Here is a 12,000-nt window from a genome sequence, read left to right as displayed (position 1 = left end):
ACCTATGTGTCCGGGCCGGACAACGGAAAGCATGGTGACCCCGGCAGGACTTGAACCTGCGACCATTCGCTTAGAAGGCGAGTGCTCTATCCAGCTGAGCTACGGGGCCAAACCCTTGGGAAGGGATGCGCGGGGTTTACGCAGCCGGTCTCAGTGAGTCCACGGCTGTTTGCGGTCTGCCGAGAAGTTGTCGGCATAGGATTTGACCAGGCGGATACGCTCGCGCGGCTCGGTCACGGTGAAATTCAGGCCTTCGCGCTCGGCATAGGCGATGGCCTGTTCGCGCGTGTCGAAGTGCAGGCGGACCTGGCTCGACGTGTCGTCAATGCTGGTCCAGCCCATCAGCGGGTCAGGTCTGCGGTGGGCGGCGGGGTTCACGAATTCGAGCACCCAGGCCTTCGTGTTGCCACGGCCTGATTGCATGGCGCTTTTCGCCGGTTTGTAGATTCGCGCTTCCATCCCAGAGCCTCCCGAGGCACCTAAAAATGATTGGTCGGAGCGATAGGATTCGAACCTACGACCCTCTGGTCCCAAACCAGATGCGTCTTTGGCGCGGCCCCATCACAAGACCCCTATAAATACAGAGCATTAAGTGGCTTGGAAGGCCGCCGCTTGCTAACCCCTCACACGCCAAGCCACCTATGGGCCACCGTCTGAGTTGTAGTGTAGCTGGGATAACGAGGCTCCTGTCATCGTGCAACCGATATGATGACAAACCCAGTTCACAATTGTCTCAGCCTCGCCCCGGCCTCCCGGCTGGAAAGTTCGGTGTTGAATCACGGCCCAAAGCAATGAATTTGGATGAACCCGCGATGTAGTGGCCCGCGTTATCGCCGCGGCCGTACTCGGAATACGGTTTGAAGTGCCTGGGTATTGGCGCGGCTGGCCTGCAAGGCCTGCTGCATCTCCCTGTAGACTGGCGCCGCACCACTTGGGTCATCGATCGTGAGCAGTACGGCGAAAGGAACGCCTTCAGCAGGGAAAGTCGTTTCAGCCCGGACGAGGCTTGTGACTTCAAGTCGCCACTCCGATGATGCGCCATGGTTCTCATAGGACTTCGCGTACTGTTTCACTGGCCACCATTTCAGGCCGTGATCAATCAGTGCCTTTTCCGGAATCGCTAGATTGGCCCTTTTGGGCAGAAACTTCGCGTCGATCTGTGACGTAAAATGGGCGGATCCATCCTTGGCATTTTCAGGCTGGCGCTGCTTCAAGCTCGCTTCAAGATTAACCCGAACAAATTCTGCGCCGAATGCCGGATCCAGCGGCGGCGCATAAACAAGTGTAATGCGGGCACGGCCTGAACACTTACCTCCTGCCACGAGACTCTGGGGCCAGGTGAACGGGAATCTGAGAATCACCGGTTTCTTCTCACCGATTTGGAGACGGCTTTGGAAGAGGAGTGTGATTTCATTGTCCCCGGTCTCCAACATGTCCTGCGCTGAAACCGGTTGACCGAATCCGGCGAACTGGCGCGCAAGGTCCTTGAGACCACGCTTGGTCAATGGATCCGGCATTGCTGCGTTGTGAAGCAGCATGGCGCGCAGTGCTTCGGAGGTGAGCCCGCCTGAAGTCGCTGCGTCCAGACCTGCGAGGCTTCGGGCGACGAGTGGGGCAGCAAAACTCGTGCCGATCACCGGGATAGGTACGCCGTCTTGATCGATAGATGTCAGACCCGTCTTTGCGCCTGGTGTGCTGATCCCTGCTCCTCCGTAAGCGGCAAGGTCAGGCTTGATCCCTACTTGCAGTCCCGGTCCCCGCCGCGTGTAGACCGTAGGTGCACCGGCAATATGTCTTTTGTCATCTGTAAGAGGGTTCAGTGCGCCTACGGAAATAGAACGCACGCTTTCAGCCGGCTTCAATATTGTGTCTGACGATGTGCGGTTAGCAAAATATTTTATGACGTCATTCGGTTTGGAGGGCCAGGGAGCACGCGCATCCGCCTGTTTGAGATTGCCGGCGGAGTTGACGAAAACGACGTCATAAGTGTCCGCGATACGATCGAGTTCCGCTGCATAGGTACTATACGTATAACGTTCAACCGGTGCCGTTGCATTGATGGATAGATTGAAGATGCGCACTCCGTGTTTCTCACGCGCCTCCGAGACAGCTTGCTCCACTTCCGACAGGAATTGGGAAAAGCCATTCGGATACTGCGCAAGAAAGTCGCCGTTGGGATACAGCGGAATGTCCACAATCTGGCAGCCGTCGCGCTCCTGCGCGACGTCAGGTCCATTGATCTGCTGGCCCACGGTAATGAGTCCTGCCACCATTGTTCCGTGTAAGGCGTCATAGTCGTCAGTGTCGAGAAAATCGAACCGGTCAACGACCCACGCATCAAGAATGGGCGCAATTCCCGAATCGATCACGCCTACGATGGGATAGCGGGCGTCTTGAGAAGGTGGGGCGAGAGGGATAGGCGTAGTTTTTGTGGTTGTGTCATCTTCCGGAAGTGCCATTTCCTCATCAACGAGCTGTAGTCTGATTGGTGGCCGGATCGCTCGGACAAGCGGGTGACGCTGCAAAGCGCTAAGGGCGGCTTCATGACGGTCAGCATTTCTGTCGATCAACGTTGGAACGGCGCTGGGGGCAATATCGGTCCGAACAAGTCCAAGGCGGTTATCTACGATCGCCTCGGCATCACTTTGTGTGAGTTGGAATTCAAGGACCGGCATCCTCGCCAGCCGCATCGAAAGCAATGTTCTTGTGCCAGGGCCGAATGAGACCAGCAACTTGACCAAGGAGCGATAGAGCTCAGTGCGTCCCGTCGCATCAGCCGCGATTTCTTCTGGTTCAAGCGCCTCGAAGAGGTCGATTTGATAGCCCGATACCGTCGCGGGATCTGAGAACATCTCCATAGCGGCCGAAGTTGAAAAGTTGCGTTTCTCCGACGGAGCCACAATGGAAATGGACTCGATCCCTCCAACCTCTGCTCGTTTTGTTGTCGGCGCTGGATAAGGGGCTCCATCGCTTTGGCGGAATACCGTCCGGACCTCGTCTTCAGCCTCTTCAATGCGGGCCTTCAATCCGCGGAGGTAAATCAGTGGCGCCCTGAAGAACAGTGTTCCAACTGCCTCTGCACCAACGCAAGGAAACTGATCAGGTTTGAATAGCGCATAGACTGGGCGATAGGATTTCGCGAGCGCTTCGGTGCGCATTCGGACCTTAAGGTAGGTGGCTGGTCCAAATGCGCTATTCTCCACTTCTTCAACAATTCGTTGGACATCGGCTGCCAAGCGTTTGCGGTGCGCAATGAACTCCCGGTCCGCATTGACGAAAAAATCTTTCGGCCTGGGTGGTTGGCCGGGGTCGGGCATTGCATGAAAGTCGGTGTCGTTCAGAACAATCTGAACCGGATTATTGGGCATGGGTCGCCTCTATAACGTCCTTGTGCAGCATTTTCTGCTTGAGCGCGCTGACCTGACTTTGGGATGTCCCGGTGGCATGACCGATTTGCTTCTGATCTAGGCCGATATCGGGGTCATTTGCAATCAGGCTTACGAAGGCTTTCGGGTCGGCCGCAAGAATCCGGGCTGGGATATGATCGAGTAGCGGCATGCGCCCCAGCACACTGCTCAGTGAGCTGAACAGGTTTGAAGGTTCGGGAGCTTTATCTGCCATTGCCATGGTTCGCTTGACTGCTCGGCAAAGGCGCTCAAGGTCTGCACCGGATCGTCCCGGCAGGCAGTAGGAGAATATCCGGACTGTCGAGTCTTCGGCTTCGATCGGCGCGAGGAAACGTCTGATCAATGCTTCGCGGGCTGCGAATTCCGGTTCAGCAATATGCAGTTGAGTTTCGAAGCGCCGCCAAACAGCCGGATCCAGCAGCCTGTCATGGTTGGTGATAGCGATTGTGACGCCAAATTGCCGCCGCCGGTCGAGATTCTGGAGAAGCGTATTCACGACCCGCTTTATCTCTCCCACTTCGTGCGGATCGTCCCGAAGTTTGGCAAGAGCATCGAACTCGTCGAGCAGGAGGACGCAGGCGTAACGATTGGCAAAATCGAACAGGTTTGCAATGTTGCGTGCTGTGGTGCCAAGGAAAGACGAGATCAGCCCATCTATTCGGGCGGTGACAAGTGGCAGCCCGAGCTGCTCGGCGATGTAGTGCGCTGAGATTGTCTTCCCCGTGCCCGGCGGACCGTAGATCAATAGCGAGCGCGTCGGTTCGACGCCGACTAACATGAGTGCCGAGCTATTGCGCCACTCAGCGAGTAGCCCGTCGATCGTCTCTTGAGCCGCTTGGCCATAAACCGGCTTGGGTGTTCTTTGGCCAGGAAAGTCTATAAGGCACAGCTGGGCTCCGGTTTCCCGGTCTATAGGCGGATGGACTTCCGGGGTTAGCGTCTCCCCTGTAATGAGCACACGCGAGACTTCTACCTGACTAGGGGCCAACTGTTTCACTTCAGTCGAGGCTTTCAGCAGCCGCTCTATTGCGGCCACCTCGTTGTTAGCACCTGCTTTGCTCAGCCGGGCCTCTAGGCGATTCACTTGCTTGCGCACTCCGGCTTCATCTCCGGCCAAGGCGGCTTTGATAATGCTATGTACGACCGCGAAATGCTCCATATCGACTATCCTTGGGTCCGAATCTGTGAAATCCAATTTCAAATTAACTTATTCGCTAGAAAATATCAATAAACAGTTATTAATATCTCGATTTGGTAAGTTTGAATCTGAAAATCTTTCGATTGAACCACTCAGTTCCCGATCTGAGAATTTGCCACGGGGCTGAGGCACTTGAGGCCGAAAGGAAGGAGTTGGCATCGGCGCTGCTCTCTGGGGAGCGCGAGCTGCATACTAGCTTAAGAGCGCCATGCATCTGCAGGCTCGCTCGACCCGGTTTTTGCCGATTGATCAATGAATGGCTGAATACCCTCGAGATTTTTAGCTGCGCTAGAATATCTTGTTCAAGGCTGAAGCCTGAACCGTATTGGTTACTACAGCCTCTGCGAATTTTTGCCGGATGTAGTCGCCAGGATATCGGGGGCGGCCCGCGCGAATAGAATAGGGTGGAAGCCGCCGCCCTGGCCGAGGAGGCGGCCCGCGCGCCGCTCCTGTTCCGGCTCGGCAATGCGGCCGCGCCTGGCCCCGATCCTGCCCGGCCGACAGACGCCAGCTTTGATCTCTCCTCGGAGCTCCTCGCCCTGGCCCGGCCATCCCCGGCCGCCGCAGCGAGCCCCCCGCCCGATCCAAATCTCCAGTCCCGGAAGACCGCATTTGCCCGCGACCGCGCAGTCAGCCCCACCTATAATCCCGACCGGGTGCAGGATCCCCTCTCGCCGTTCCAGCTGATGGCGGGCTCCCTGATCCCGGCGAGCCTGATCACCGGGATCAACTCCGATCTTCCGGGAACGGTCATCGCGCAGGTCACCCAGAATGTTTATGACACCGTCCGCGGCCAGTATCTCCTGATCCCGCAGGGCAGCCGCCTGATCGGGCGCTACCAGTCGGAAATCTCGTTCGGCCAGGATCGCGCGCTGGTCGTCTGGGACCGGATCCTGATGCCAGATGGCAGCTCGATCACGATCTCCGAGCCGGGCAGCGATACCGCCGGATATGCGGGCCTCAAAGACTGGACCGATCATCACTGGGACAGGGTCTTTGCCGCCGCCGGTCTCGCCACCCTGCTGGGCATCGGCGCCGAGCTCGGCCCCGGCGAAGACGGCGACATCGAGCGTGCGATCCGGCGAGGCACCACCGATACCATCAACGAGGCCGGCCAGCGCGCCGTTGACCGCAGCCTCGGCGTCCAGCCCTCCATCACCATCCGTCCGGGCTGGCCCGTCCGCGTCCTCGTGACAAAGGATCTCGTCCTGCGTCCCTATCCGGAGACGGCCCCATGAACCTTCGCCTTGCAAAACTCCGTGACCGCACGCCGGTCAAGCTCACTCTGGCGCTCGATCCGGACACCGCTGCCGCGCTGCAGGATTATGCGGCGCTCTATCAGGAGACGTATGGCGAAGCCGAGCGCGCAGAAACGCTCGCCGCCGCCATGATCGAGATGTTCCTGGCCTCAGACGCCGGGTTCAGACGGGCCCGCAAGGCCCTGCCCAAACCTGCCAGCAAAGGAGACTGACCCATGGCACAGATCGGCGCATTTACCCTGAAGGACGGAACCTGGACCGGAACCCTCCGTACACTAACCATCAATGTCAAAGCCCAGCTTGTCCCTAACAAGGACAAGACGAAGGGCGCGCCCGACTTCCGGCTCTATGCCGGCGGGGCAGAACTCGGCGCAGCCTGGCGCGAAGAATCCAAGGATGGCGACACGCCGTTTCTTGCTGTCAAGCTTGATGATCCGAGCTTTGCGCAGCCGATGCGCGCCGCCTTCTTCGAGAACGAGAAGGCGGGGACCGGCGTCATGGTCTGGAACCGGCCGAAACAATCGTGAAGCGCAGCAGCCGCGCCATCTGCCTTGCCACGGTATCACGGAGCGAATGCATCAAACGTCGGTCTCAACTGCGCCTGACCGAGCGCGGAAAGACGGGGTTCAAGCTGGACGCGCTTGCGCCGCTCAATGGCTTTGCGCATGCCCGCGCGCATGACGCCCTCGCCGATGTCGAAGCCACCATCCACATCGCGCGCCTTGTTGCAGAGAGATTGCCGTCGCTCTGGAAGACGTGCGTCGAGGCGGCGCCAAAGGCGGCGACAGTTGCCATGCTTTCAGCGGCAGATCCGGTTCTCATCGTCGAGCATTTTGCAAACGGCCCGTCAGTCTGGTGGGGGCAAAGGATCGATGGAGAAGGGGCGAGAGGAACGTCGGCGATTGTTGCACGGCTTGGCACAGACTGGAGCGCGCTGGTGCCGGCGAGTGACGCCCAGCTTGGCGCAGCCTTGTCCGTCTCGCCCAAACCCCTGCGCAAGATCGGGCTGAACAAAGCGCCCATTCTGTTCAGCACTTCGGCGGCGAAGACAGAATGGGGACTAGTGCCAACCGACCTTGAGATCCACCAGAGCCAGCTGTTCAGGAGTGACCCAGGCTTTCGCGAACGGTTGGTCCGCATCCATGAAGAGCTCGAGCCTGCGCGGGCGGAGGCAGTGCATCTGGAACAGATGATCCATGCGGGATTTGCGAGCCGATCCGATGAAACCCGGATGGCCAGGTTCCATCAGCTCGATTGGGCCGGGCGTGCAGGACTTGTGCGCGAGTTCGAGGACGCCAGGTTTCGGCAGCTTGCGCAGAGGCTTGTGTTCGAAGCGGTCCCGGAAATGCTCGCGCCTGAAGATCGTGAACGCCTCAGTCAGGCCATAGCAAAACGCCTTTGGACCGATCACGAAGACAAGGAACTCTGGCGATCACTGCCGGCGGCCCGCCGTGAGATTGATGAGGTGCGCAAGGATGACTCTGGGGCGGTGCTTGCTGGCGAGTTGGACGCTTGGCTCGAGGGTCTTGAGGCACGCTTCACTTTGGATAGATGCGAATAGCTACTTCTCTGAAATGCCGATGAAGGCTGGAGGGAGGCACTTCCTCTTTTGTTTTTCGGATTACATCGGCCAGCTGTCAAATGGCGCAGAGCATCGACGGGCAGGCTGCAAACGGCTGTTTGTCCTACTTGAGCGCTTACAATTCAACGTGGTTGCGGCATAACCCAAGGAACGTACATTCACCTGGCCAATTCCGATTGTTTCTCCAACAGACCGAGCCACATTTCAATGACCATCCACGTCTACGGCGAAAAGGCTAGCCGCACTCACGAAAACCAGATGCTACAAATTTTTTTGGAGCGACTGGAAGACCGTTGGTCAGGAAGCTCTGACTGGGTTTTCGTCGTTACAAACGCGATGTGGAGCGGTGCCGAAATCGATCTGGTATGCATCCTTCCGTCGGCAATCATCGTGGCTGATTTCAAGAGCTACGGCGGAAAGCTGACCGGGACTGAGAACGGGCCATGGCAAGCTGATGGTTTGTTGGTCAAAGGCGGACGCAAGGCGAATCCCTACCAGCAGCTGCGCGACAACAAGTTCTCCGTTTTGGGATGGCTACAATCAAATGGACTGCTGTCCGGACGCAATCTCGGCCACATTTCTGCTGGTGTAATGTTTTTGGGGCGGATCGAAGATCATGTGGAGCTTCCTTCCAAGGTTCGTTCTTGGTTCTATCCAACGGATCTGGAAAGGTGCGCGGCCCTGTTAGATGGTCTTTCCTCGCCCGAGCTGAGGATCGATCAACGCGAAGCGCTGGAAATTGTCCGCAAGCTCGGAGTTCAGCCGATTGAATGGGCCTCAAGTCGCCCGCAGGTGCGCGACATCCAATTGCGTTCCGATCAACAGCCGGTGGATACTCTACTGACGGTACATCAGCGAGAGGCTTTGCAGATAGTCTTCAGCTATGTCTCCTCGGACGATTTGAGAAGTTGTTCCGTGCTCGGCATGACATCAACTGGCAAGAGCCGCCTGCTTTCCAAGTTAGCTGAGGAAGTCCGGAGGGCGGGTAGAAAGGTCATCGTTTTAGAGCCCAACCGACGACTTTCTGATGGGGCTAGCGGGGAATCGAACAGCATCTATGCTCACCTCTACACTGGCAGTGTGAACGCCGAAGACGAACCGGAAAACCGGGAAGAGCAGAAGAAGCTCAAGGTGATTCCCCTGCGCACATCTGACGACGATGCAGACTGTGTGTACCTGCTAGACGACGCTCATTTGTTGGGTAATTCGCGATTCGCGACCCCCGACGGCAAGCAATATGGCAGCGGCCAGTTGCTATCGGATTTCTTCGACTTCGCTGATCTGGGCAACACGAAGCGCAAGGTGGTATTCTTTGGTGATCCCTACCAGATCCAACGCAGCAGTTCTGCGGATTCGGTGCTTTCAGGTGAATTCCAAAAAGCACGCGGACTGAAGCACCAGTTTCTAGAATTGACTCAACTGATAGACACTACTGGAGGGTCGGCCAAACTCGCCAATGCGGTCAAATTAGTGTCTGCAATAGCCACTCAAAACTTCGCTGCGCTGGAGCTATCGTCTGACGACGGTTTCAGGATTGTAGAAAAAAATGATGCAGCAAAGGAGATCCTGGATCACTTTGATGCAGACCCAAGTTCAGTCTGGTATTTGACGGAGACGCATGGGCAAGCAAATGCATTTACCCAATGGCTGCGGGCGCGCTTGCACCGAAAAAATTCTTTGGATGTCGTAGAGGTTGGCGACTTGCTCGAGATTTATGTCAGCCCCGATTTGCGCGACGCGTTTGGTTCACGCGTGACGATGCAATCTGGCCGCCGCACTACGGTGGCGGCCGTCGGCAAGCGAGCTACGTACCAGCAAGGCTTGAACTGGGTGAAGAACAGCCCAGTTCAATTTCATTCCATCAAGTGCGAGATACACAGTCGAGATGAGGTCGAACTTGAGTTGTTCGAGGAATTCCTGAGCGCGGAAAAACCGGAATTGGACAAGGAGACTGCAGTCGCTGAGAGTGTATGGAGAAACGCCATCAAGCGGGACCGTCAGCAGGCCCAGTCAGCAGAAGGCCAAAGGCTTCCACCAGCCGCACCAGATTTTACTTATGCACGTTATGGCTATGCCTCCACAGTTCACCATGCTCAGGGAATGTCGCAGCCAATCTGTTACGTAAATTGCGATCATGCGGCTGGTCGACACTCGGAAGGGTTCTTCCGCTGGCTATACTCTGCGCTTACCGTCGCTGATCGCGAGTTGGTTCTTTTGAATTACACCCAGATCCACCCGTTTGATGCTGCTGTCTGGAATGCAGGCGCTGTTATTGTGGTGGCCGACATTGCAGTAGGAGCAGGTTGGTCGTTCCAGCCCAATGGCATCGCGTCCGAAAAGGATCAGAAACGCAGTTTGCCTGATGGATTGGGCGAATCGAAAGATGTTCTCAAGTCCGCTGCAATCTGGCTCCATGTGGTCAATGCAGCAGAGCGCTTGGGTTGGCGAATCGCAAAAGCCGCTTGTCACCCTTACCAGGAGCAATACGATCTATCCGGACCTCGTGACGAAAAGTGCCAACTTCGGATAGCCTACAATGCAAAGAACGTCGTCACGGCCATGCATGTGAAGGATCCAGAGCATTGGTCTTTGCTTGCCGACCTGGCCTGTGAATGCCTTGCGTCGAACGGGTACTCTCCTGAGGCCGAAGCATTGCTCCTGGCTGCACGCTCTCGCCTAAGACAAATTGGCTGGAAGGTTGTTTCTGCCGCCGAGTCGCCTTACCGCTTGGCGATCACAGTTGCCAGGATGCAACATGAGCGCGTCAGCATCGAGATTAATTTCGACAAGCAGGGCCTCGTTTCCAGTTTGCGCCCGCTGACTTGCACCAACCTTGAGGTAGTCGAAGCAATCAGGTTGGTATTGCAATGACATGGGTAGAGGTACAAGCGCTACGTAAATCGGAGCGGTTCCAGCAGGCGATAGACCTCGGCCTCCAAGGCCTTGCAACTGATCCTGACGACTTCAAGCTGAGGACGCAGATTGATTGGGCGTTTTATGGATTGATCAAGAAGCTGGTTTCCACTGCGGCCTCGCAGCCTGTTCCGTTTCAGAATGTCAGCCAAGTTCAAAAGGAGCTACGCCGATTTGCAAAACAGCCGAAACGCCAACCTGACACTGCGCTCTCCAATATTGTTCGAGAGGTTTGCAAAATTGCGCCGCACTTTCCAACCTTTCCAGGGTTCATTCGTTGGGTCGGCAGCGATGGCTTAGGCACGGAAGACTGGCAATACGTGCAGAGCGGTGAGAACCGCTTTCCGCCGATTGCTTTGGGTGTCGCACGCGCATTGGCAAAATGGGTCAAGGCGTTCCCGAATGCTATGTCTGAAGATGTTGGCCTGGCGCTTGAGTGGATCGACCGGATTCGCCCTCTAGCTAAAGGTGATGATGTCCTTTGGCTTGACTGGGGCAAGGTTTTTTTGCTGAGGCGCATAAATCGACACGCGGAGGCCATAAGCATTCTTGGCTCTGTGATTAAGGCCAAAAGAAATGAGTTCTGGGTATGGGCAGAGGCAGCACGCCTATACGCTGAGGAGGAACCAGAACTAGCACTCGCCTGCGCCTGCCGTGCTCTAGAATGCGGCTCTGATCCCAAGTTCACTGTTAAAGTTCATCGTGAACTAGCGCAGTTGCTGGCAGCGCAGGGTGATTTCTCACAAGCAAGTGTTGAACTCATCACCGCCATCAACATTCGGCAAGAACAAGGTTGGGGAATTGACAAAGAGCTTCAAGAGTTGATCAACACAAGTTGGTATGACCCGTCAGCACCCGGAGCAGAAAAGCCGAAAGACTTTTACGCGCGACATTCGCAGGACGCGTTGGTGCTCTGCTTCGATTCTGTGGAGGTGAGGTGGGCGACATATCTAGGAGTTATCGTGCCGCACCACCAAAAGGATGCGCAAACGGTTCGAAAGGCAAGACCCTTACCGAGGTTTGCTTTCCGATCGAAGGACGGAGTCTCAGCAAGTATTGTTGCACCAGGTGGGCGTATCGCTTCATTTAAAATTGGCGACCCCGTTACCATCATTGTTGGAAAGCAGGTGGACAGTGATCGCGAGGATGTCGTACAAATTTCTGCTCGTCCAGAAGGATCTAAGTGGGACTGCATTGATACCGGATCTGGCGTTGTCTCCCGCGTGGCATCAGAAGAAAAGCGCCTGAAGATTTTCATAAGCCGCGATATAGAGGTTGGGGTCGAAGGCAGTACTTGGGTCGGACCTGAACTTCCCTCGTTAGGTCAGGGTGTTTCTTTCAGGATGACACAAAACCGAAAGACGGGCCGAACGGATATCTTTGCCATAGCGCCCGGCCCGCGTCCCGATGTCGATGTACGGGTGGCCAATGGTCACTTGAAGCGAAATTCCAAGGGGTTCGCGTTTGTCGACGATGGTTTTGTTTCCCCCGATCTCGTTGCAAGCATACCAGAAAAAATAGATGAAGTGACGGCGGTTCTGATCTACACTAAGCGCCCGAACGATGACCGTTATGGATGGCGTGCAGTGGCGCTCAACGTAGGATGACTGGGTTGTTCTGTTCCCCGTCAGCGACTGTGAG

At 56.5% G+C, this 12,000-nt stretch carries 9 protein-coding genes and 2 tRNA genes; 6 read left to right on the top strand and 5 right to left on the bottom strand.

The window, feature by feature from the left end:
• Positions 1-32: 32 nt before the first annotated feature.
• The 5 genes from HPO_RS19075 to HPO_RS19055 all read right to left on the bottom strand — a co-directional run bounded on the left by HPO_RS19075 (position 33) and on the right by HPO_RS19055 (position 4,566).
• Positions 33-109 (bottom strand) — tRNA-Arg (locus HPO_RS19075).
• Positions 110-150: 41 nt separating this feature from the next.
• A complete protein-coding gene (locus tag HPO_RS19070; protein WP_035602693.1) occupies positions 151-459 on the bottom strand; it encodes an ETC complex I subunit in 309 nt (102 codons plus the stop codon).
• Positions 460-494: 35 nt separating this feature from the next.
• A tRNA-Pro gene (locus HPO_RS19065) sits at positions 495-560 on the bottom strand.
• 267 nt (positions 561-827) lie between these two features.
• Positions 828-3,368 (bottom strand): S8 family peptidase, encoded by a 2,541-nt coding sequence (locus HPO_RS19060; RefSeq protein WP_035602690.1) that lies wholly within the window; start codon positions 3,366-3,368, stop codon positions 828-830.
• On the bottom strand, positions 3,358-4,566 hold the full coding sequence (locus tag HPO_RS19055; protein ID WP_035602686.1) for an AAA family ATPase: 1,209 nt from the start codon (positions 4,564-4,566) through the stop codon (positions 3,358-3,360). The genes HPO_RS19060 and HPO_RS19055 overlap by 11 nt, the downstream gene beginning before the upstream one ends.
• Positions 4,567-5,009: 443 nt before the next feature.
• Here HPO_RS19055 and HPO_RS19050 point away from each other — a divergent pair, with 443 nt between their 5' ends.
• From HPO_RS19050 to HPO_RS19025, 6 genes are all read left to right on the top strand, one after another.
• Complete coding sequence (locus HPO_RS19050; RefSeq protein WP_241767967.1) at positions 5,010-5,843, top strand: TraB/TrbI/VirB10 family type IV secretion system protein; 834 nt, start codon at positions 5,010-5,012, stop codon at positions 5,841-5,843.
• On the top strand, positions 5,840-6,076 hold the full coding sequence (locus HPO_RS19045) for a DUF2274 domain-containing protein (protein WP_035602683.1): 237 nt from the start codon (positions 5,840-5,842) through the stop codon (positions 6,074-6,076). The genes HPO_RS19050 and HPO_RS19045 overlap by 4 nt, the downstream gene beginning before the upstream one ends.
• Before the next feature lie 3 nt (positions 6,077-6,079).
• The gene (locus tag HPO_RS19040; protein ID WP_035602679.1) at positions 6,080-6,391 is read left to right on the top strand and encodes a DUF736 domain-containing protein; all 312 of its coding nucleotides are present in this window, start codon (positions 6,080-6,082) and stop codon (positions 6,389-6,391) included.
• Positions 6,388-7,425 carry a hypothetical protein gene (locus HPO_RS19035; RefSeq protein ID WP_035602676.1) on the top strand — a complete coding sequence of 346 codons (1,038 nt, stop codon included), beginning with the start codon at positions 6,388-6,390 and terminating at the stop codon, positions 7,423-7,425. The genes HPO_RS19040 and HPO_RS19035 overlap by 4 nt, the downstream gene beginning before the upstream one ends.
• 228 nt (positions 7,426-7,653) lie before the next feature.
• Positions 7,654-10,317 carry an NERD domain-containing protein gene (locus tag HPO_RS19030; protein WP_084324458.1) on the top strand — a complete coding sequence of 888 codons (2,664 nt, stop codon included), beginning with the start codon at positions 7,654-7,656 and terminating at the stop codon, positions 10,315-10,317.
• Positions 10,314-11,966, top strand: a complete 1,653-nt coding sequence (locus HPO_RS19025; protein ID WP_051612847.1) for a tetratricopeptide repeat protein — start codon at positions 10,314-10,316, stop codon at positions 11,964-11,966. Before HPO_RS19030 ends, HPO_RS19025 begins: the two co-directional genes overlap by 4 nt.
• Positions 11,967-12,000: the final 34 nt, after the last annotated feature.

This window comes from Hyphomonas polymorpha PS728 (assembly GCF_000685315.1).
GTDB lineage: Bacteria > Pseudomonadota > Alphaproteobacteria > Caulobacterales > Hyphomonadaceae > Hyphomonas > Hyphomonas polymorpha.
Note: the sequence above shows the minus strand (reverse complement) of the source record. Positions and strands in the feature narration are given on the sequence as shown.